The sequence below is a fragment of the Duganella sp. HH101 genome, assembly GCF_001758795.1.
GTDB classification, from domain to species: domain Bacteria; phylum Pseudomonadota; class Gammaproteobacteria; order Burkholderiales; family Burkholderiaceae_D; genus Rugamonas; species Rugamonas rivuli.
On sequence record NZ_LRON01000031.1, the window covers coordinates 20,141 to 41,510 of the forward strand.

The 21,370-nt window shown below is 63.8% G+C and carries 19 protein-coding genes, 3 tRNA genes, 2 pseudogenes and 1 riboswitch; of the genes and pseudogenes, 15 read left to right on the forward strand and 9 right to left on the reverse strand.

Annotation, left to right across the window (positions count from 1 at the left end; all coding sequences use genetic code 11):
• Positions 1–7 precede the first annotated feature (7 nt).
• The 7 genes from DUGA2_RS29665 to glyA all read right to left on the reverse strand — a co-directional run bounded on the left by DUGA2_RS29665 (position 8) and on the right by glyA (position 6,558).
• The gene (locus tag DUGA2_RS29665; protein WP_070272945.1) at positions 8–463 is read right to left on the reverse strand and encodes a type IV pilin protein; all 456 of its coding nucleotides are present in this window, start codon (positions 461–463) and stop codon (positions 8–10) included.
• The gene (locus DUGA2_RS29670; protein ID WP_229214799.1) at positions 460–2,598 is read right to left on the reverse strand and encodes a pilus assembly protein; all 2,139 of its coding nucleotides are present in this window, start codon (positions 2,596–2,598) and stop codon (positions 460–462) included. The genes DUGA2_RS29665 and DUGA2_RS29670 overlap by 4 nt, the downstream gene beginning before the upstream one ends.
• Before the next feature lie 63 nt (positions 2,599–2,661).
• Positions 2,662–3,168, reverse strand: a complete 507-nt coding sequence (locus tag DUGA2_RS29675; protein WP_070272947.1) for a PilX N-terminal domain-containing pilus assembly protein — start codon at positions 3,166–3,168, stop codon at positions 2,662–2,664.
• Between the two features lie 3 nt (positions 3,169–3,171).
• The gene (locus tag DUGA2_RS29680) at positions 3,172–4,128 is read right to left on the reverse strand and encodes a PilW family protein (RefSeq protein WP_070272948.1); all 957 of its coding nucleotides are present in this window, start codon (positions 4,126–4,128) and stop codon (positions 3,172–3,174) included.
• Complete coding sequence (gene pilV / locus DUGA2_RS29685; RefSeq protein ID WP_070272949.1) at positions 4,125–4,679, reverse strand: type IV pilus modification protein PilV; 555 nt, start codon at positions 4,677–4,679, stop codon at positions 4,125–4,127. The genes DUGA2_RS29680 and pilV overlap by 4 nt, the downstream gene beginning before the upstream one ends.
• A 104-nt stretch (positions 4,680–4,783) precedes the next feature.
• Positions 4,784–5,254, reverse strand: a complete 471-nt coding sequence (gene nrdR / locus DUGA2_RS29690; RefSeq protein ID WP_070272950.1) for a transcriptional regulator NrdR — start codon at positions 5,252–5,254, stop codon at positions 4,784–4,786.
• Between the two features lie 56 nt (positions 5,255–5,310).
• Positions 5,311–6,558, reverse strand: a complete 1,248-nt coding sequence (gene glyA / locus DUGA2_RS29695; protein WP_070272951.1) for a serine hydroxymethyltransferase — start codon at positions 6,556–6,558, stop codon at positions 5,311–5,313.
• Between the two features lie 98 nt (positions 6,559–6,656).
• Positions 6,657–6,782: riboswitch (ZMP/ZTP riboswitch) on the reverse strand.
• 164 nt (positions 6,783–6,946) lie between these two features.
• On the opposite strand from glyA, the gene DUGA2_RS29700 reads away from it, so the two are divergent.
• The 10 genes and pseudogenes from DUGA2_RS29700 to DUGA2_RS29745 all read left to right on the forward strand — a co-directional run bounded on the left by DUGA2_RS29700 (position 6,947) and on the right by DUGA2_RS29745 (position 13,427).
• Positions 6,947–7,696: an SDR family NAD(P)-dependent oxidoreductase gene (locus DUGA2_RS29700; RefSeq protein WP_070272952.1), complete on the forward strand. Its 750-nt coding sequence runs from the start codon at positions 6,947–6,949 to the stop codon at positions 7,694–7,696.
• 278 nt (positions 7,697–7,974) lie between these two features.
• Positions 7,975–8,388, forward strand: coding sequence for a tol-pal system-associated acyl-CoA thioesterase (ybgC, locus tag DUGA2_RS29705; protein ID WP_008446717.1), 414 nt, complete (start codon positions 7,975–7,977; stop codon positions 8,386–8,388).
• An 8-nt stretch (positions 8,389–8,396) separates the two neighbouring features.
• Complete coding sequence (gene tolQ, locus DUGA2_RS29710) at positions 8,397–9,089, forward strand: protein TolQ (RefSeq protein ID WP_070272953.1); 693 nt, start codon at positions 8,397–8,399, stop codon at positions 9,087–9,089.
• A 15-nt stretch (positions 9,090–9,104) separates the two neighbouring features.
• The gene (locus DUGA2_RS29715) at positions 9,105–9,542 is read left to right on the forward strand and encodes an ExbD/TolR family protein (RefSeq protein WP_070272954.1); all 438 of its coding nucleotides are present in this window, start codon (positions 9,105–9,107) and stop codon (positions 9,540–9,542) included.
• Positions 9,543–9,557: 15 nt separating this feature from the next.
• Positions 9,558–10,499, forward strand: coding sequence for a cell envelope integrity protein TolA (gene tolA, locus DUGA2_RS29720; RefSeq protein ID WP_070272955.1), 942 nt, complete (start codon positions 9,558–9,560; stop codon positions 10,497–10,499).
• 2 nt (positions 10,500–10,501) lie between these two features.
• A pseudogene (gene tolB, locus DUGA2_RS29725) lies at positions 10,502–11,766 on the forward strand (Tol-Pal system beta propeller repeat protein TolB).
• A gap of 29 nt (positions 11,767–11,795) precedes the next feature.
• Positions 11,796–12,326 (forward strand): peptidoglycan-associated lipoprotein Pal, encoded by a 531-nt coding sequence (gene pal / locus DUGA2_RS29730; RefSeq protein ID WP_008446706.1) that lies wholly within the window; start codon positions 11,796–11,798, stop codon positions 12,324–12,326.
• Between the two features lie 107 nt (positions 12,327–12,433).
• Positions 12,434–13,189 (forward strand): tol-pal system protein YbgF, encoded by a 756-nt coding sequence (ybgF, locus tag DUGA2_RS29735; protein ID WP_070272956.1) that lies wholly within the window; start codon positions 12,434–12,436, stop codon positions 13,187–13,189.
• Between the two features lie 57 nt (positions 13,190–13,246).
• Positions 13,247–13,322, forward strand: a tRNA-Lys gene (locus tag DUGA2_RS29740).
• A 29-nt stretch (positions 13,323–13,351) separates the two neighbouring features.
• Positions 13,352–13,427, forward strand: a tRNA-Lys gene (locus DUGA2_RS29745).
• Between the two features lie 131 nt (positions 13,428–13,558).
• On the opposite strand, the gene DUGA2_RS29750 is transcribed toward DUGA2_RS29745, so the two are convergent.
• Complete coding sequence (locus tag DUGA2_RS29750) at positions 13,559–13,837, reverse strand: DUF6447 family protein (protein WP_070272957.1); 279 nt, start codon at positions 13,835–13,837, stop codon at positions 13,559–13,561.
• Positions 13,838–13,987: 150 nt separating this feature from the next.
• Between DUGA2_RS29750 and DUGA2_RS29755 the strand changes: the two genes are divergently transcribed.
• The 5 genes and pseudogenes from DUGA2_RS29755 to DUGA2_RS29770 all read left to right on the forward strand — a co-directional run bounded on the left by DUGA2_RS29755 (position 13,988) and on the right by DUGA2_RS29770 (position 19,865).
• A tRNA-Lys gene (locus DUGA2_RS29755) sits at positions 13,988–14,063 on the forward strand.
• Positions 14,064–14,157: 94 nt separating this feature from the next.
• Positions 14,158–14,646 (forward strand): hypothetical protein, encoded by a 489-nt coding sequence (locus DUGA2_RS29760; protein WP_141753423.1) that lies wholly within the window; start codon positions 14,158–14,160, stop codon positions 14,644–14,646.
• Positions 14,647–14,798: 152 nt separating this feature from the next.
• Positions 14,799–16,745 carry a phosphatase PAP2 family protein gene (locus DUGA2_RS29765; RefSeq protein ID WP_070272959.1) on the forward strand — a complete coding sequence of 649 codons (1,947 nt, stop codon included), beginning with the start codon at positions 14,799–14,801 and terminating at the stop codon, positions 16,743–16,745.
• Positions 16,746–17,402: 657 nt separating this feature from the next.
• A pseudogene (locus DUGA2_RS35045) lies at positions 17,403–17,525 on the forward strand (PEP-CTERM sorting domain-containing protein); the annotation flags it as partial.
• Positions 17,526–17,741: 216 nt separating this feature from the next.
• Positions 17,742–19,865 carry a TonB-dependent siderophore receptor gene (locus tag DUGA2_RS29770; protein ID WP_070272960.1) on the forward strand — a complete coding sequence of 708 codons (2,124 nt, stop codon included), beginning with the start codon at positions 17,742–17,744 and terminating at the stop codon, positions 19,863–19,865.
• Between the two features lie 10 nt (positions 19,866–19,875).
• Here the strand turns inward: DUGA2_RS29770 and DUGA2_RS29775 are convergent, their stop codons facing one another.
• Positions 19,876–21,276 carry a PLP-dependent aminotransferase family protein gene (locus tag DUGA2_RS29775; protein ID WP_083296534.1) on the reverse strand — a complete coding sequence of 467 codons (1,401 nt, stop codon included), beginning with the start codon at positions 21,274–21,276 and terminating at the stop codon, positions 19,876–19,878.
• Positions 21,277–21,370 lie beyond the last annotated feature (94 nt).

Genomic DNA, 21,370 nt, shown 5'->3' on the forward strand with positions numbered 1-21,370 from the left:
GCGCGCCTCACGGCCAGCAGCGGACGGCCGGCCCGGTGGCGAGGCGCAAGCCGCTGCTGGTCAGCTTGAGCTGCCGGCAATCCTCGTCGCGGAAACTGGCATCGACCAGCGCGGTGCCCGGCGTGGCGATCAGTTGCACGCACTGGGAGATCAGCTCGCCGTCGCAGGCCTTGCCTTCGATTTCATAAGCGCTGGTCGCTGCACCGTTGCTGCTCCACCATTTGAACTGGTGCGCTTCCGGGTCGCTTGCGCCGGACGAGAAGGCGATGTAGGTATTGGTCTGCGTGTAGTAGCGCTCTTCCTGCTGCATCAGTTGCAGCAGCGCGGCCTGCGCTTCGGAGCGGCGCGAGCGTATCACGTGCTGCCGGAAGCTGGGCAGCAGCTGCGCGGCCAGCACGGACAGTATCGCCAGCACGATCAACAGCTCGATCATGCTGAACGCAGGGTCGTGGGCGCGCCTCATTTGACGGCCTCGTGCAGCTCGCGCCAATTGGCTACCTCGCGCCAACTAAGCCGGCCGGATCGCAAGCGCACCTTGGCGCTGCCGACCACCGCAGTCTCGTGCGCCGACGCGTTGACGACTGCGTAGCCCTTCTCCACCACGACCTGTCCGGTCGGATCGGGCGCACCGGGGCTTGCCGCCTGCTGCACAAGCGACGGCACGGCAGAGTAAGTCGATTGCAGTACGCCGACGATGGGCGCGGCCGGCGCGACACTGGCCGCACTGAGCCCGCCCGGCAAGCCGCTCAACGCTTGCAGCACATAGCTTCGGCTGCGCGACGCATCGCACTTGTCCGCGCCGGGCAGCAAAGTGTTGAAAACTACCGCACCGCCAACCAGCCTGCCGCCGCCAATGCTGCGCTCCCCCGTGCGCGCGGACTGCAAAAAGTCGACATACCAGCCTTTGCTGCCCGCCTCCATCGTGCCGCCGCCGATGCTCAGCAGATCGCCGCCTGACGCCGCCAGCACGCGCTCGGTGAGCTGGCTACGGCCGGTGACGGCATCCATGGGCACGGACAGGCTGTCATGGATGGCATAGAACGATTGGGTGGCGAAGCTGGCCGCCGCCAGATCGCTCCTGTCGAGCAGGCTGCCGGTGCCGAACAGGATCAGGTAGCCGCCGCCCGACGCGTAGGCCACCATCGGTTGCTGCGCGACAGGCTGGCGCTTGCCGTCGCCATCGCGGGCGACGAACAGCGCCTTGGCCGCCGCGCCCGGCCAACTGTTGAAATCGAAGCGCCACAGATTGCCTTGCAGGTCGCCGGCGTAGGCGTAGTTCAGCGCGCCGTCGCGGTCGGCGATCAACGCCGGAGCGCTCAGACCGTTGGCCATGGCTGGCTCGGATATCGGCGTGACCAGACGGAAGTAGTTGACGTTCAAGCGCCACGGCGCATCGTGTTCCTTGTCCAACGCCAGCAGGAATAATGCGCCCTTGCCTGCGCTGCTCAGGTGGCCGTCGCGGACGTAGTTGTTCAGACCGCTGGAGGCGACGGCAAAGTAGCGGTAAGTCGCCACACCCGCGCCACGCCCCGTGCGCACCTTGATGACCTGCGGCAGCGTCGTGATGTTGCCCATCATGGGATCGTCGCGGTCGGTAAACTCCCAGAGTACGGCATGCTCGTCCAACGCTTCGGGATCGGTGATATCCAGCGCGAACAGGCCTTGCGCACCGCCGCCCATCGCCGAGACGAGCACCGTGCGCCAATTCCCCGCGATTAGCGCGTCGCCGCTGCCGGCAGGGCCATCGACATAGGGGCGATGCACATAGTCGACGCCGGGCAGGCGCTGGAGCGTGGACATCAGGGCGTCAGGAACATAGGCGTAGAGTTCGCCACCATTGCCGACATCGAAAGCGTGCAGCATGCCGTCATTGGCGCCGAGGTAGATCACAGGGCGGCGGCTTTTGTGGCGTTCGCGGAAGGCAAGATAGTCGGCGTCCGGCGAGTTGCCCGATGGCGGCCCCACCAGCACGGGCGTGCTGTTGATGGAATCTCCAAGTACGCTGGTGCGGCGACGGAACAGCGCCCCCTCATCGCCGCGCTCGCCGCGCAGATAGGCGACACGACGCTCGCCCAGCCCGTCAGCGGCGGCTGCACGCGGCGGTCGATCAAGCAACGCGCGCTGCGCATCCGACATGGCGCCCCAGGAAAACGGGATGCCGGCCAGTTTGCCATCGGCCTGCACGACGGCCGTGTACACCTTGCGCGCATCCGGCTCCGGTGACGGCGCGCGCCCGGCCCTGCCGGTCAGGAGCGCACCCGCATCCCACAACGCGGCGGCCGAAGGCGGCAGCGCGAGGTCCGGCGCGGGCAAGGCAAAGCGCTCAAAGTGCCCGCCCCAGTCTCCCGCGTCCAGCGTCGCGCCGAACAGGTCGCCGGCCGATGTCGCGGGTGCGGCGGACGCGCCAGCGGGCACCACCGCCAACAGCGATGCGCCTGCAACTCGCGCCCCGCCCGGCGAGGCCGGCCGGCACGCGGCAGCGAGCGGCTCGCTCGCCAGAGCGAGCACCGGCGGCGCGGCGCGCACGCCCGCCGCCAACATCGGCAGCAGCATCAGCAAGGAGCCAAGCAACAGCCACAACAACACGCGCGTCGCCATCCACAACCATCGCCGGCCGTGCCCTGGCGGCGGACCATCGCTCGCAACTCGCATATCGCCTCCTCACTCCACCTTGCTGTACACGGTTTGCAAGACTATCTCCGTGGCCGGCCGCGTGCCGAAGCCGATCACCGTCACGCGATAGCAATGCGCAACCGCCGCGCCTGCCGACGCATCCTCGCCCGGCTGATGGCACGCCATCCGCTCCACCACATAGCGCGGCTTCTTGAACGGCAGCACGCCTTTAGCCGTCAGCATCGCCGCCCCGGTATGCGCGCCGTAGCCGAGCGTGCACGCGCCGCCGTCCTCCACACCGGACAAATCCACCCGCTGCCAGACCGGCGGCGCATCGCAGGCGCTGACCTCGCCCGCGCCATCCTGAATATCGTTCTCCGCATCCGCCAAGGCATCCTCCGCCGCCTGAAACGCCACGTCCCGATCCCGCTCGCCCCGCGCGGCCTTCTCGCCCTGCAAGCTCATCTGCGCCGCCGAGACGCCCAGCAACATCGCCAGTAGCATCATCATCAGGCACATCAACACCACCACACCGCGCTGCCGTTGAACCGCCATGATCTAGCCACCCCGATTGCGCAACGCCACCGTCATGCCCACCACCCTGCGCGCCCGCGCGCGCTGCGCCGACGGCAAGCCCGCCTCCGTGACACGCACGCCCTCGTCATCGCCATGCGCTTCGGAATACGCCGGACCGAACAGATCGAAACGCGTCGCCACCGTGTCGGCGCGCGTGTTGCTGTCCCCGTGCAGCAGCAAGGCCACCTTGACGCTGCAGACGCGCTTCCAGAAAGTCTTGCGGCGCAAATCGCGCAGGCGCTCGCCCGGCGTCGCGCCCGACAGCACCAGCGCGCCATCCATCGCATCGACGCCGCGGGCGTTGACATAGGCATTGGGAATGTTGTCGGCTGGCGTATCGGTGTCCACGCCATACAGCACCTGGAACGAATCGACGCCGCGCACGATGGCGTCCGCGCCCCAGCCGGATGCGCCGCGATATTTGCAGCGCAACTCGGCCTCGCCGTCGCCATTGGCCGCCACGTAGAAAATGCTCCAGCCACGGCCATCCTCGTCGTGCGGAGCGGCGACGCCAAAGCCGGCGCAATTGAGGCTGGAGCCATCGCCATTGCCGCCCTCGCCCGAGCCGGAAAAGCGCAATGCCAACACATCGCTGCCATGCGCCACTGCGGGCAACAGCTCCGAAATATCGGCACTGCCGTGGCCGATGCTGCGGGCATCCAGGCCGGCGACCGGCGCCGGCGCGGCGTCATCCAGCTCGACGGGCGCAGCCTTGCTGTCCCAGTTGATGTAGGCGCCTTGCCGTATCGCCCGCGCCATGATGTCTAGCGCATGACGGCCGCCGTCGTTGAGGCCGACATTGTCGCTGTGGTTGCGATAGCCGCTGCCGGCCGACAGCAGCAAGCCGCAGGCCAGCAAGGCCACGATCAAGCCCAGCACCAGCGCAATGGCGAACTCGATCACGGTCCAACCGCCCGCAGATACAGGCCGCGCGCTCATCGCGTCGCTCCCACGGCGTAGGCCATGGCGGGCGCGAACTCGCCGCCGGCGTCCTTGCGCGGCGTGCCATCGGGATTTTTATCGTGCCATCCCACCTTGACCACCACCGGCGCCCCCGCACTGCCGCCGCAAGCCCAGCGCAAGGTGGCGCCGCTGTCGCGGCACACCCGTATGCGGCCGGCGGGCAGATACATACCGACCTGCATTTTGGCTTCGTACAGATCGAACATCGCCAATTGCATGGCGTCGCACACGGCGCCGTAGCACAGCGACGACGGCGCCGGCGGGAGCGGCTCGGCCAGCGCATCGTAATCCAAGGTCAGATAGGGATTGGCGCCATCGGCCAGGCGCATTTGCACGGCGTTGGCGCGCATGCGTTCGGCCAGGCCTGCGGCAACGTAGGCCGCCTGCGACAACAACGCCGCCTGATGCCGCGCACGCAGCGCGGACAGCTGCATCGCCACGCCGCCGACGATGCCGACCGACAGCAACAGCACGGCGACCAGTATCTCCAGCAGCGTAAAGCCCCGCATGTTAATGCGCGTGCGCATGGCACACCTCCGCAAGTCGACAAGACTGAGCTAGAAGTTAGCAGTGGCTACTGTCGTGGGTATGAGGTGTATCAAAGGTGCGCCAGCCGTAGACCGGCGGGAAACTAGGCCTTGCGCGGCTTGCGTTCCTGCCCGACTTCGGCAATCGCGTCCTGGAACTCGGCCAGGTCTTCGAAGTTTTTATACACCGATGCAAAGCGGATATACGCGATCTTGTCGAGACGCTTCAACTCCTGCATCACCAGCTCGCCGATGTAGCCGGTGTCGACTTCGCGCTGGCCGCTGGTCAGCAGTTTTTCTTCGATCGACAATATCGCCGCGTCGACGGCGGGCGCCGCCACGGGACGTTTGCGCAAGGCCAGCGTCAGGCTGCCGCGCAGTTTGGCGGACGCATACTCGGTGCGGCTGCCGTTCTTCTTGACCACATACGGCATCACCAGTTCGATGCGCTCATACGTGGTAAATCGTTTATCGCATTTACCGCAGCGCCGGCGCCGGCGTATCGAATCCCCTTCCTCGGATACACGCGTATCGAGAACCTGGGTATCTTCATGCTGGCAAAACGGACATTTCATATGGGCGCTATTCGGTGACGCGACACCGGCACACGCCGGCGTCGCGGTACTGCAGATTACTTGGCGTAGACAGGGAACTTGTCAGCCAGAACCTTCACGGCCGCTTTCACGCGGTCGATGGTCGCGGCGTCGTGCGGGTTGTCCAGCACGTCCGCGATCAGGTTGCCGACTTGTTCCGCTTCCGCTTCCTTGAAGCCGCGGGTGGTGAAGGCAGGCGAACCCAGGCGGATGCCCGAAGTCACGAACGGCTTCTGCGGATCGTTGGGGATGCCGTTCTTGTTGCAGGTCATGTGGGCCGCGCCCAGGATCGCTTCCGCTTCCTTGCCGGTCAGGTTCTTAGGACGCAGGTCCACCAGCATCACGTGCGACTCGGTGCCGCCGGAGACGATGCGCAGGCCGCGCTTGATCAGGGTCTTGGCCAGCACGTCGGCGTTGATGACGACTTGTTGCTGGTAAGCCTTGAACTCAGGCGTCAGCGCTTCCTTGAACGCGACAGCCTTGCCGGCGATGACGTGCATCAGCGGGCCGCCTTGGATGCCTGGGAAGATAGCCGAGTTGATGATCTTCTCGTGCTCGGCCTTCATCAGGATGATGCCGCCGCGTGGGCCGCGCAGCGATTTGTGCGTGGTCGAGGTGACGAAGTCGGCGTGCGGCACAGGGTTAGGGTACAGGCCGGCTGCGATCAGGCCGGCGTAGTGCGCCATGTCGACCATGAAGTAAGCGCCAACGGCTTTGGCGACGGCGGCGAAACGCTCGAAGTCGATCTTTTTCGAGAAGGCCGACGCGCCGGCGATGATCAGCTTAGGCTTGTGTTCCTTGGCCAGCGCTTCCATGGCGACGTAGTCGATGTCTTCCTCGGCGGTCAGGCCGTAGGAAACCACGTTGAACCATTTGCCGGACATATTGAGCGGCATGCCGTGGGTCAGGTGGCCGCCTTCGGCCAGCGACATGCCCATGATGGTGTCGCCTGGTTTGAGCACGGCGAAGAACACGCCCTGGTTGGCTTGCGAGCCCGAGTTCGGCTGCACGTTGGCCGCTTCCGCGCCGAACAGCTGCTTGACGCGGTCGATCGCCAGTTGCTCGACGACGTCGACATACTCGCAACCGCCGTAGTAGCGCTTGCCCGGGTAGCCTTCGGCGTATTTATTGGTCAGCTGGGAACCCTGCGCTTCCATCACGGCTGGCGAGGTATAGTTCTCCGACGCGATCAGTTCGATGTGATCGTGCTGACGGGTGTTTTCCTTTTGAATCGCGCCGAACAATTCCGGGTCAACGCTGGCGAGGGTGTGATCTTTTGCGAACATGTAAAAACTCCAATCAAATTGAGTAACTTGTTACTGGCAGGTTGGATCGAATGAGGGAAGCCGATAGCGGACAGGCAGCCTCTTCGTGCATTTCCATCGATGGCTGCCCAGGCGAACGGCTGTTGAAATCTCACGTTTCCCGGTGGATGCCCACCTTTCGCTGACCGATCACCACGCACCAAAATGGTGACTATCGGAGCTTTTCGCCAGTTACGTGAGACGTAATGGAAGCCCGATTGTAATTTATGCGCCAGATTTGAGCAAGGAAATGATTGCTTAAAAGGCAATCTTATGCCGATTTTGATGGGAGAGATAAGCCATACTGCCATTTCGGCTACACTTGGCTATCGTTTCCACTCTGGCTTACATCTCACCGCAAGGATAGAACATGATCGTCTTCATCACCGGCGCCACCGCCGGCTTCGGCGCCGCCATGGCGCGCACTTTCGTCCAGAACGGCCACAAGGTCCTGATCAGCGGCCGCCGCGAAGACCGCCTGCAAGCCCTGGCGGCCGAGCTGGGCGCGGCCGCCCGCCCCATCGTGCTCGATGTCACCGACAAGGCCTCGATCAAGGGCGCGCTGGACAGCCTGCCGGCCGAGTGGTCGCAGATCGACGTGCTGATCAACAATGCCGGCCTGGCGCTGGGCGTCACGCCGGCGCACGAATCGTCGCTGGAAGACTGGGACACCATGATCGCCACCAATTGCAGCGGCCTGGTCGCCATGACCCGCGCCATCCTGCCGGGCATGGTGGCGCGCGGCAGCGGCACCGTTATCAACCTGGGCTCGGTGGCGGGCGACACGCCCTACCCTGGCGGCAACGTCTACGGCGCCACCAAGGCCTTCGTCGAACAGTTCACGCTGAACCTGCGGGCCGACCTGGTCGGCACCGGCGTGCGCGCCACCAACCTGGCGCCCGGCCTGTGCGGCGGCACCGAGTTCTCCAACGTGCGCCTGAAGGGCAACGACGCGGCGGCGGCCAAGGTTTACGAAGGCACGGAGCCGCTGACGGCCGAAGACATCGCCAACACCGCCTACTGGATCGCCACCCTGCCGGCCCACATCAACATCAACCGCATCGAAATGATGCCGACCTGCCAGGGCTACGGCCCGCTGGCGATCAAGCGCAATCTGTAACCCCCGGGAACGGAGGGGTCGAACCCCATGCGGGGTCCGACCCCGGCGCGTTATCGCCGTGCGGGGGTGTTTCATTCCTGAAGCGATTCGTAAGCGGTTGTTACAATCCTTGGCAAGTTGCCGGGAAAACGCTTTACTGTTGTAAGTGCAATCTTTTGCGCGCCAGTTGAAAAATCCGCACAAAGATCGGATTTGACGTGAATTACCCCGTCCAAGCTTCAACCAAAACAATAAAATCGCGTAGAATGTTGCTCAATCTCACTAGTAGTCAAAATAACATGCCAGCAGAGTTTATCTGGAACGTACGGGTCTACTACGAAGACACCGACGCCGGCGGTATCGTCTATTACGCAAACTACCTCAAATTCTTTGAGCGCGCCCGCACCGAATGGCTGCGCGCCATCCATGTCGAACAGCACGCTTTACTGCAAGAACATGACGTCTTGTTCGTCGTCAAAAGCGTCAGCGCGGAGTATCATGCGCCTGCCAAGTTGGACGATGAACTAAAATTAACACTTAGTATCGAAAAGTTAGGCCGCGCCTCGATCCAGTTTGTGCAGCAGGCGTGGTGTGGCGAACGTTTGCTGAACACCGCCCGCGTCAAGGTCGGCTGCGTCGGTTCGGACCTGAGTCCGCGCGCCGTGCCGCCAGCGGTTGCTGAAAAAATGCGTAGTACCATTAAAACAGACTGAACACATACATGAACGTCACCCAAGACCTCTCCTTCCTGTCCCTCATCACCAACGCGCACCTGATCGTGCAGTTGATCATGGCGCTGCTGTTCGTCATTTCGCTCACCAGCTGGACCTACATCTTCAGCAAGATGTTCGCCGTGCGTTCGGCGCGCCGCCTGACCATCGAATTCGAGAAAACCTTCTGGGCCGGCGGCAACCTGCACGCGCTGCACCAGAACGCCGGCAAGGACCGCGCCAACAGCGGCCCGCTGGCACGCATCTTCGAGGCCGGCATGGGCGAGTTCATCAAGAGCAAGGCCGCCTACACCTCGGCCCGCGAAGCCATGGACCACGGCGCCATCCTGGACGGCGCCCGCCGCGCCATGCGCGCCGCCTTCCAGCGCGAGATGGATGTGCTGGAATCGCACCTGGCCTTCCTGGCCTCGGTCGGCTCGGTGTCGCCGTACATCGGCCTGCTGGGCACCGTGTGGGGCATCATGAACGCCTTCCGCGGCCTGGCCAATGTGCAGCAGGCCACGCTGGCAGCAGTCGCCCCCGGCATTGCCGAGGCGCTGATCGCCACCGCCATCGGCCTGTTCGCGGCGATCCCGGCCGTGGTCGCGTACAACCGTTTTTCGCACGATATCGACCGCCTGGCGATCCGCTTCGAAAGCTTTGTCGAAGAGTTCTCCAACATCCTGCAACGTCAGTCGCGTTAAGAAGGCAGAGCAATCATGGCTTCCTCTTTCTCCAGCAGCATGCGCGGCGGCCGCGGCCGCAAGTTCAAGTCCGAGATCAACGTCGTGCCCTACATCGACGTGATGCTGGTGCTGCTGATTATCTTCATGGTGATGCCGTCGGCGAACGACCCGAGCTTGGTCGACCTGCCGAGCGCGGAAAAATCCACCAAGCCGCCAAGCGACTATGTGCAGGTGGTGATCAAGCCCAACGGCGCGCTGTCGATCGGCGTCAAGGGCAAGGGCGAAGAGGCGCCGGAAACCGCGCCCAACCGCGACGCCCTGGTCAAGAAGCTGCGCGCCATCCACGGCGACCACCCGGACTATCCGGTGCTGATCGCCGGCGACAAGGAAAGCAAGTACGACGACGTGATCCAGCTGATCTCGGAAGCGAAGAAGATGGGCATCAACCGGGTCGGCTTGTCGACCAAGTAAATCACAGTGCATACGATGAAACCCGCAACAGCAGGCGGCCCCTACAAAGTACCGCGACAGAATGAAGGCTGGCGCTCGATCGTGCTGGCCGCGGCCATGCACGCCGTGCTGCTGCTGTTCCTGTGGGTGGGCGTGAGCTGGCAGAACAATCAGCCGACCGAAGTACAGGCCGAGATCTGGGACATGAAGGTGCAGGACGCCGCGCCGCCGGCCCCGCCCGTCGTCAAGCCCGAGCCGGAACCCGAGCCGGAGCCCGAGCCGGTGGTCAAGGCCGCCCCGCCGAAACCGGTGGAAGCGCCGCCGACGCCGAAGGAACCGGACATCGCCCTCGAACGCCTGAAGGCGAAGAAGAAGCTCGAACAGGAAAAACTCGAAGCGGCCAAGGAAGCCAAGCTGAAGAAGGAAGCCGACGAGAAGCAGGCCAAGCTGGAAGCGAAGAAACTGGCCGACAAGAAGGCCGCCGAGCAAAAGCTGAAGGATGAAAAGGAACAGGCCGAGAAAGACAAGAAGGAACTGGCCGAGAAGGACAAGAAAAAACTCGCCGCTGAAAAGGCCGCCAAGGAAAAAGCCGAGAAAGCCGACAAGGCCGCCAAGGACAAGGCCTTCGCCGCCGAGCTGAGCCGCATCACCGGCAACGCCGCCAAGGGCAGCACCGGCACCGCCGCCACCTCGACCGGCGGCCGCGTCGATGGCGGCTACCAGGCGGCGATCCGCGCCAAGATCAAGAGCAACCTGGTGTACGGCGCGGTCGACGATACGCTGAGCGCGACCTACCAGATCACCCAGCTGCCGACCGGTGAAATCATCGGCGTGCGCAAGATGAAGAGCAGCGGCTCTGCCGCTTACGATAGCGCGATTGAAAACGCGATTGCCAAATCGTCACCACTGCCGAAGAAAAAAGATGGTACGGTAGAGCGCGAGTTTGTCGCCGATTTCAACATGAAGGATATGCACTGATTATGAAAAACCTGAACTTAGCAATCCTCTCCGCCACGCTGGCGCTGGTCGCCGGTAGCGCCTCCGCGCAGATGCGGATCGAGTCATTCGCGTCGGCAGCAACCAGATCCCGGTCGCCGTGGCCGGCTTTGCCGACGAAAACATCGCCCCGCAACAGATCTCGGCCATCATCAAGGCCGACCTGGAGCGCAGCGGCGCCTTCAAGCTGATCGACGCCGGCGTCATCACCAGCATGAGCAACATCGACTACGGCAACTGGAAAGCCAAGGGCGCCGACGCGCTGGTGGTCGGCACCGTCGCCAAGTCCGCCGCCGGCGACTTCGAAGTGCGCTACAAGCTGTTCGACACCGTCAAGCAGAGCGAGCTGTCGCAGCTGAACGTGGCGCGCGCGCCGCAGTTCACCCGCCTGACCGCCCACAACATCGCCGACGATGTGTACCTGAAGCTGACCGGCATCCGCGGCGCCTTCTCGACCCGCATCGCCTACGTCAAGGAATACGACAAGCGCCACTACGAACTGCTGGTGGCCGACGCCGACGGCGAAGGCGAACAGATGGCGCTGCGCTCCAACGAGCCCATCATCTCGCCATCGTGGTCGCCGGACGGCACCAAGGTCGCCTATGTGTCGTTCGAACAGAAGAAGCCGGTGGTCTACGTGCAGAACCTGATCAACCGCGCGCGCACCGTCGTCGCCAACGAAAAAGGCAGCAACTCGTCGCCGGTGTGGGCGCCGACCGGCAACAAGCTGGCGGTGTCGCTGTCCAAGGACGGCCATACGCAGATCTACACCGTCAACGCCGACGGTGGCAACCTCAAGCGCGTCTCCAACAGCGCCGGCATCGATTCCGAAGCCAACTTCGCGCCGGACGGCAGCATCTACTTCATGAGCGACCGCAGCGGCGGCCCGCAGATCTACCGCATGAACGGCGACGGCGGCGACGCCAAGCGCGTCACCTTCACCGGCAACTACAACATCAGCCCGCGCGTGTCGGCCGACGGCAAGACGCTGGCCTACATCTCGCGCCGCGACGGCAACTACCAGCTGTACGCGATGGACCTGGCCAGCGGCCAGGAGCAGCGCCTGTCCGACAGCACGGACGACCAGTATCCAAGCTTTGCCCCGAACGGCAAATACATCATGTACGCCACTCAAGCCGGCGGCCGCAAATCGCTGGCTGTGGTGTCGGTGGATGGACGTGTGAAGCAACGCCTGACCACACAGGCGGGCAACATCAAGGAGCCCACCTGGGGTCCATTCATGCAGTAATTTTTACCCTTCATTACTAGGAGAATCAAATGCGTAAACTCAGCAGCTTAGCTTTCATCGTCACCACCGCCGCCATCCTGTCCGCCTGCTCGACCCCGGTCAAAATCGCCGAACCGGCGAAAGTGGAAGAGCGTCAAGTCGAACAAAAACCGCAGCCGCAGCCGGACACCCGTACCGTCGCTCCGGTCGAAACCAAATCGCTCGATCCGCTGGACGATCCTAAGGGCGTGCTGGCCAACCGCAGCGTCTACTTCGACTTCGACAGCTATGTCGTGCGCGACGACGGCAAACCAGTGGTGGAAAACCACTCGGCCTACCTGGCCAAGAACAAAGCCCGCTCGATCCTGATCCAAGGTAACACCGATGAACGCGGTGGCGCCGAGTACAATCTGGCCCTGGGCCAGAAGCGCGCCGAAGCCGTGCGCAAAGCGATGACCACGCTGGGCGTGCCGGAATCGCAGATCGAAGCCGTATCGCTGGGCAAAGAGAAGCCTAAAGCATCCGGTTCGAACGAAGAAGCATGGGCACAAAACCGTCGTGCAGACATCGTCTACAAGTAATCGAAAGCACTACCCTTTTGCCGGGTCACAGGCATAATACGGGGCGGCGCGCGGATAACACCGCGCCCCGCCCCGTTTCCTTTTAGATTTGTGTGAAAGCGCCCGACATGATGAAACTCTCCAAATCCGGCCTGAGCGCCGCCCTGCTGGCTGCGCTGACCTGGCTGCCGCTGCAAGCCCATGCCGGGCTGTTCGACGACGATGAAGCCCGCAAGGCCCTGCTCGACCTGCGCGCCAAGGTCGAAGCCATGCGCAGCGAGCTGAACGCCCGCATCGACACCAAATCCGACAAGTCCAGCACGCTGGACCTGATCAATCAAAACGAAGTGACCCTGCAGGAAGTGGCCAAGCTGCGCGGCCAGATCGAAGTGCTGAGCAACGAGCTGGCGAATGCGCAAAAGCGCCAGAAAGATTTCTACGTCGACCTGGACGCCCGCCTGCGCAAGCTGGAGCCGCGCGAAGTGACCATCGACGGCAAGACCGCGCAGGTGGACCCTAACGAACAGAAGACCTATGAAGCGGCGTGGCAAACCTTCCGCTCGGGCGACTACAAGGCGGCCAGCACGGCGTTCACCGAGTTCGTGCAGCGCTATCCGGGTTCGAGCTACGCGGCCAACGCCCAGTACTACCTGGGCAGCGCCTACTTCGCGCAGCGCGACTGCAAGGGGGCGATCTCGGCCCAGTTGCTGGTGTTGAAGAACTACCCGGACAGCCCGCGCGCGCCGGAAGCCATGCTCAACATCGCCAGCTGCCAGATCGAGCTGAAGGACAAGGCCTCCAAGAAGACGCTGCAGGACCTGATCAAGGCCTATCCTGACTCGGCGGCAGCAGCGACGGCAAAAGAACGCCTCAGCGGCAAATAATTACCCGGGGGTATTTGACAGCAAGACTCATTACCCCCTATAATCTCGCTTCTTCGGGGGTCGTTAGCTCAGCTGGTAGAGCAGCGGACTTTTAATCCGTTGGTCGCAGGTTCGAATCCCGCACGGCCTACCATTCGAAGAAAACCAAGGTGTCATACCTTTGGGTCGTTAGCTCAGCTGGTAGAGCAGCGGACTTTTAATCCGTTGGTCGCAGGTTCGAATCCCGCACGGCCTACCAAGATTCATCAAGAAAGCCCACCAACTTCGGTTCGTGGGCTTTTTTGTTGCCCATCGCCCAGCCCGCGATTTGCCATAGCGCGTCGCGAGCGGCAGTGCGCTCGCGACGTTTCCCTCGACGCACAGGAAAATTTACGCTGCTGCGGCAGCGGCCTTCGGCTTGCGCGGAGCGCGCGGCTTTTTCGGTTTCTCTGCAGGGGCAGCGGCAGCGGCCTCACGGCCTTTGACCGCCTCAATCAGGGCATTGGCGTAGGCGTTGCGAGCGGTCTGGGCGAAGGCGGTTTGTTGCTGTAGGCGAGCCAGCTCAGCGTCGACGGCCTGGATGTTGGCGGCCTGAATCCTGGCAGCTTCGTTCAGGTTGGCGGAGGCGTAGGACGTGCCATTGATCGTAACGTATTGCGGTAAAGTCATATTCTTCCTTGATTATCGTATCCGGGTCGGAAATCCCAGTCGGCCATGATTGTATGTCTAACCGGCACGCCTCGCCAAGGGCGCCCGCGCCTTCCTGCGACATCTGGAGCTTGTCAGATTCCGTTCCGCGCATTATCATACTGGCCCCTTGGGTCGTTAGCTCAGCTGGTAGAGCAGCGGACTTTTAATCCGTTGGTCGCAGGTTCGAATCCCGCACGGCCTACCAAGATTCATCAAAAAAGCCAACCGTTCGCGGTTGGCTTTTTTGTTATTGCCTGGCCTATGCTAAAGTTAGCAATTCCACAGCAAAATTTCAACGCATGAAAACCATACCCGCCCGGATGACCTACCTGCGCAATGCCGAAGCAGTATGCAGCTTCGCCTTGCCTGTCATCTTCTGCTACGACTGGCAGAGGTCGGGCGATCCGGTCGCCTGGGCGATGCGGGGAGCGGCGCTTGTGCTGATCAGTTACATCCTGCTGCAGGGCGTGCTGTACTGGCATCTCAAATTGCAGTCGGTCGTGCAGCGCCAGCCATTGCCGGCGTATTTCCAGCCGCTGTACCGCTTCTTCAAGTACTCGAACTTCGTGGTCATCGCCGCCGTGGCCGCTTTCATCGCGGCGATGAGCGACGCCACAGCCTCGACCGAAGACCTGACGTGGTCATATGGTTTGCTGACGCTCGCGGTGCTGGAGCAGATCAACTACTACCACTATCAACTGATGTACGACACGCGCGCCGCCATCGCCTATCTGCGCCGCAACGGCCGCCTGCGCAAAGCCGCGCTGGGACTGGACCTGAAGCGCTAGAAAACACAGCAACGCACCAGCACAGTCGCCGATATCATTTTCGATATCAAGCGATCATATTTCTGCCAGGCAGCGTTTTCGGCCGCTGCGTAACCACCCTGTCATACGGGGCCTCTACCTTGGTGCGTTTTCCACCATCGTACTGTCCTTATATGCAATTGCTTCCATCGCGTCCCCACATCCTGGCCCTGAGTATCGGGTTGGCCCTGAGCGCCTGCCGCGGCTCCTCCACCGAAGAACAGCTGGTGATCCCGGCAGCGCCCGCCGACCAGGGCGCCGCTGAAGTGGCGCCGCTGCCATCGGCCACCGCCTTTGTCGACACCATCGCCACCAACCAGCGCGGCGACGCCCGCTACGCAACGCTGGCCACCAACGCCGGCGTGCGCATCCTGGGCGGCTTCCTGAATGTGTGGAAACCGCTGACCGAAATCGTCGATGCCGGCGTCACCGCAGCCGCAGTCGACGGCTTCCCTGCCGTAGTCGCCTCCACCTGGACCGGCGTGCCCAACGACGGCACCCCGGACGGCAAAGTGGTCAACGCCGCCGTGCATCAGGCTAATATCGACTACGTCATCCAAGCCACCGCCAACCGTACGGCGGAACAAGCCACGCAAGCCTATCTGGACGACCGCCGCGGCAAAGGCTACAGCGTCACCGACGGCATGGGCCCGCTGACCGGCGCCTGGCGCACCGCCGCCCAGCAATCCACCAGCATCAACGCGGTCGCGGCCGACGCCACCAGCGCGCTGTACAACGACAGCGGCAACAACACCGGCGTCGCCGGCAGCGCCAACGCCAGCTTCGGCAGCGTGGTCGATCTGGTCAACCTGGTCGGCGGCAACGCCTCCACCGAGCCTGCCAAGCGCTTCTACAAATACGCCCGTCCTTACCGCTGGAGCAGCAGCGTGCAGGTATTGCCGACGCTGGTACCCGCCAAGAGCGGCACGCCGGCCATCGACGGCGGCTTCACCAGCGGCCACTCGGCCGAAGCCGCGCGCGATGCGGTCGCCATGGCCTATGCGGTGCCGGAGCGCTTCCAGGAAATGCTGAGCCGCGGCCTCGAACTGGGCGAATCGCGCATCCTGGCCGGCATGCACTCGCCGCTGGATGTGTTGAGCGGCCGCATCCTCGGCCAGGCCAGCGCCGCCGCCAATCTGGCGGACCCGGCCAACGCGGCCAGGAAAGCCGCCGCCGTCACCCAGGCGCACGCCACGCTGATGGCGGCCACCGGCACCACCGCCGACAGCTTTGCCGCCTACGCCCAGTCCGGCACTGCGGCCAATGACCGCTTTGCCGACTACGCCACCAACAAGGCCAACTACCTGCGCCGCAGCACCTACGGCTTCGCGCCGGTCGCCGCCACCAATGTCGCCGCCGCCGTGCCGAAAGGCGCCGAAGTGCTGCTGGAAACCCGCCAGCCTTACCTGAGCGACGCCCAGCGCCGCGTGGTGCTGAAGACCACCGCGCTGCCGTCGGGCTATCCGGTCATGGATGATGCCGAAGGCTGGGGCCGCTTGAACCTGTTCGCTGCGGCGGACGGCTACGGCGCGTTCAGCGGCAACGTCACCATCGTCATGGACGCCGGCAAGGGCGGCTTCAACGCGGTGGACCGCTGGCGCAACGACATCGGCGGAACAGGCAAGCTGATCAAGCAAGGCACGGGCACGCTGAAGCTGGCCGGCGCCAACAGCTGGACCGGCGGCACCGAGCTGACCGCCGGCACGCTGCAGGGCGACTCCGCCGCCGCGTTCGGCGCGGGCGACGTCTACGTCAGCGGCGGCACGCTAGTGGCCAACGCCCCTGCCCCGCTGAAGGTCGCCGGTAAATACACCCAGCTGAGCGGCGGCACCACGCTGGAGCTGGACCTGGGCGCCGCCGGCAGCCAGGGCAGCCTGGCCGTGTCCACCACCGCCACCATCGCCGGCGGAACGCTGCGCGTGAAATTCGTCAACGGCTACAAGCCTAAGGCGGGTGACGTGCTGACCGTCATCACGGCGGCCAGCCTGCAGGGCAAGTTCACGACCATCACGGTCGACGGCTTCGCCAGCATCACGCCCAACTACAGCGCCACCACGCTGACGCTGACCGTCGGCAGCTAAGCCGCACGACGCCCGGGCGCGAGCCGCCCGGGCAATTGCTCAATCTTGCCCACCTTCAAATACCCTCAGCCTACATCACTGAATTTATGTTCGACGCCAATATGATATTGCCATACAAATCGAAGACTTCTGGCCAGCCTCGCATTGCCTAAAAATTAATTGACTTTCTTGCACCCATCATTAAGAATGCCCAGACTTCTCAGGTGCTGCGCTAACTTTAAAAGAAAGTGTCAAAGAATGAAAAAAATACTCACGCTGCTCGCACTCCTATCTGCCTGCATGCATGTCTCCGCTACCGAATACATAACAAATGGCACGTTCGACGAGCCTGGCTACTACTACACCGTGAGCCAGAGGGGGTGGGAAACGACTGCCCCACGTTACTATTTTGCATACAATACATACTGGCTTATGGGCGGCGGCGGAACGCTGTCTCAACATATCAGCGGTGCTACCGGCCTGCTTCACCTTTCTTTTGACTGGACCTCCTCAAGGGGTTCTCAGTCTGTCGTCTGGAATGGCGTGACTATCGCGACCTTGTTCGATGGTGACCCATGGACCCCTAATCCAAGATTTGAATTTGACGTGCGGGGCACCGGCAATGATAAGTTTGAATTTCTCGCAGATAATCCAGAGAGTTTCGCCTGGATCAGGGAAGTCAGCCTGACTTCCGCAGTTCCGGAGCCGGAAGCGTATGCAATGCTGCTGGGCGGCCTCGGTTTGTTAGGCTTGATGCGTCGTCGCCGGCCGCGCGCATCAAAGTCATCCACACTCAAGTAAATTGATAGTTGGGGAGTAGCCTGATCTTTACTCTCTGAAAAACGCCCGTTGCACTGCAGCGGGCGTTTTGCATTGGGGCGCCCTCTCCAGAGTTCCCCCGCAAGGTGCCAAAGGCATTGAAGTCTCCGCTGCGACTGATGCACTTTGACAACAGATAATTGTTAAAGTGAAAATCCGCGTGTATTGTGGTGCTCTTGATGTTGTTCAACACCCAACATGAAACAGCCCTTTTCCTCCCGCACGCAACCCGGCCCAGGCTGGCTGTTCGCCCTGGCCCTGGCGGCCTGCCAGCCCCTTGCCGCCTGCGCGACCACGCCGGAAGACGAGGACCTGGCCCTGTACGGCATGGACCGCTCCGCCATCAGCCTGGCGACCGGCTCCACCCAGCTCTTGCGGCGCGCGCCGGCGGTGGCCTCCGTGATCACGGCCGAGGATATCGCCGCCATCGGCGCCACCGACCTCAATCAAGTGCTGGAAACGGTGGCCGGCATCCATGTCACGCGCGTGCCGACGATGTATGCGTCCAACTACATCATTCGCGGCATCGGCAGCGGCAGCCCCAGCAACCCGCAAGTGCTGGTCATGCTCAACGGCCTGCGGATGAGCACCGACTACACCGGCGACAAAGGCAATATGTGGGTCAGCATGCCGGTGACGAATGTGGCGCGGATCGAAATCATCCGCGGCCCCGGCTCCGCCCTGTATGGCGCCGATGCGTTTGCCGGCGTCATCAACATCATCACCAAGACGGCAGACCAGATCCCGGGCCTGCGCGCGGGCGTGCAGGCGGGCTCGTTCAACACCCGCGACGCCTGGCTGGAATACGGCCACAAGCTGGACCAGTTGGCCATCGCGGCCTATCTGCAGCTGGGCCGCACCGACGGCCCCGACAGCATCATCGAAGCCGACGCGCAAACGCTCAACGACAGCCGCTTCGGCACCCATGCCAGCAAGGCGCCCGGCCGGATGAGCGCGGGCTACAGCGCCTACGACGGCGGCCTCGACCTGTCCTACCAGCGCTGGCGCTGGCGCACCAACCTGAAATGGCGCGGCGACGTCGGCACCGGCCCAGGCGTCAACTCGGCGCTGGACCCCGACCACAAGACCCGCACCGGCATGGCGCTCAGCGAGCTGGCCTGGACCGCGCCCGATTTTTCCGACACCTGGAGCGTGGGCGCGACGCTGAGCTATATGTTTTTCACCGAGCAGTCGCCCGAAGGACTGGGCCTGTTTCCGGCCGGCGCGCGCATCGGCCCCAACCTGTTCCCGAACGGCATGATCGGCGGCCCCAGCCGCTGGGAGCGCAACCTGCGCAGCGCGGCCTACGCCACCTACAGCGGCTGGAACCACCACGCGCTGCGCCTGGGCATAGGGCACGACGACCTGTATCTGTACCAGGTCAGCACGATGAAGAACTTCCTGCTCAGCCCGGCGGGCGTGCCGATACCGACCGGCGCGGTGATCGACTACGGCGCCATCCAGCCGCACATCCGGCCCACGCGCCGCAAAATCAACTATGCCTACATCCAGGACGAATGGCAGTTCGCGCGCGACTGGGCGCTGACGGCCGGCGTGCGCCACGACCATTACTCGGACTTCGGCGGCACCACCAATCCGCGCCTGGCGTTGGTGTGGGACGCCGACCTCAACGTCACGGTCAAGCTGCTGCACGGCCGCGCCTTCCGCTCGCCCAGCTTCAACGAACAGACCGGCATCAACCCGGTCAACATGGGCAATCTGCAGATCCAGCCGGAGACCATCGCCACCACGGAAGCGGCGCTGGCCTGGCAGGCGCGGCCTGACCTGGCCGTCAATCTCAGCCTGTTCCGCTACAAGATGAAAGACCTGATCCGCTCGGTGCCGAATCCGGCGCCGGCGCCGGGCGCCACCTACCAGAACAGCGGCAGCCAGGACGGCAACGGCGGCGAGGTCGAATTGACATGGGATGTGGACGCCAACCTGCGCTGGCAAGCGAATTACTCCCGCCAGAACGCGCGCGATCCAGCCACCGGCCGCGACCCGGGCTATGCGCCGCGCCATCACGCCAACACCCGCGTGGAGTGGAGCTTCAGCCCCGGCTGGCGCCTGACGCCGCAGCTGAACTGGGTGGCCGGCCGGAGCCGGGCGCTCGGCGACGCGCGCGCGCCGATCGCCAACTACCGCACCGTCGACGCCACGCTGACACGGCGCCTGCCGCATGGCTGGACCGTGTCCGCCAGCGTGCGCAATATGTTCGACGCCGACGCCCGCGAACCCAGCCTGGCGCCGGGACTGGCGCTGCCGTTCGATATTCCGGTATCGCCGCGCGCGGTGGAGCTGATGCTCAGCGTCAAACTGTGACGTCGTCCGCTCAGCGCATCTGCTTTTTCAGGAAGGCAAAGATGCGCGGGTCATGCGCGTAGGCGACATTGAAGCGCAGGAAGCGGCCGGCGCTGTTGCTGACGCTGAAGACATTCCCCGGCGCGAACAGTATGCCGGACGATAATCCCGCGCCGGCAATCGCCGACGCATCCGTGCCCGCCCCGCCCTGCACCCATAGAAACGGTCCGCCGGCCGGCTCGGCCCACGGCTCCAGCCCGCTGTCCCGCAAGCGCTTGCGCACCGACACCGAAGCCTTGCGCAAGCGCTGGCGGATGGCCTCGGTATGCTTGCGGTAGCTGCCGTCGAGCAGCAGCCTGGAGATCAGCCGCGCAGACAGTTCGTTGTTGCCGAACGTGGTGGCCAGCTTCAAATCCAGGATCGCCTCCACCCACTCCTGTTTCGCGGCCAGATAGCCGCAACGCGTGGCGCCCGACAGCGTCTTGGAAAAACTGCCGATGTAGATGACGTTCTGCCACTGGTCCAGCGCGGCGAGGCGCACCGCCGGGCGCTCCTCCAGGTCGGCAAAGGTGTCGTCCTCGATGATGGCGAAGCCGTGCTGCTGGCTCAGCAGCAGTATCCGGTGCACCACGGCCGCAGGGAAGGAGATGCCGGTGGGATTTTGCAGCACCGTGTTGGTGATGTAGAGCCGGGGCCGATGCCGGGCCAGCTCGGCTTCGAACTGCTGCATGTCCGGCCCGTTCGGCGTGAGCGGAATGCCGACCACGTGAACGCGATGCGCGCGCAGGCTGGCCTGGAAATTGAAGTAGCACGGGTCGTCCACAAACACCGTGTCGCCGGGCTGCACCAGCAGGCGGATGGCCAGGTCCAGCGCCTGGCTGCCGCTGTCGGTCAGCACGATGCCGTCCAGCGGCACCGCGACGCCGCGCCCGTCCAGATGGCGCTGCAATTGTTCACGCAGCGGACGGAAGCCGGCCGGCTCGCCATAAGCGGTAAGACCGTCGCCCGGATCGCGCCGCAAGGAGCCGAGCACGCGGCGTATGCCTTCGTCGTTCAGATAATCCGGCGGCAGCCAGCCGCAGCCTGGCCGCAAGGCATGCGGCGGCAATTGCAAGGCGTTGCGCAGCATCCAGAATTCATCGACCTGGCGCAGCGGCGCGTCGACCGGGCGGCCGATCTCCAGCACCGGCCTCGGCGTGGCGACGAAAAAGCCGGACTTCGCCCGCGACACCGCCAGGCCTTGCGCCACCAGCCTGTCGTAAGCCTCCACCGCCGTGGACTTGGCGATGCCGCCGGCCAGCGCGAAGCTGCGGATCGACGGCAGCTTGGCTCCCGGCGTCAGCTCGCGCGCCTCGATGGCGGCGGCGAAGTAGTCGACCACCTGTTCGATGACGCTGAGTCCGGAAACGGCGCTACGGCTGAATGCTTGCATCTGTCACGTCCCTTGTACCAGTACAGTATCGGGCATTGTACCCAATCTGTACCTTAACGACGCGAGCCGCGCGCGCCTAGAATCTGCGGCATCT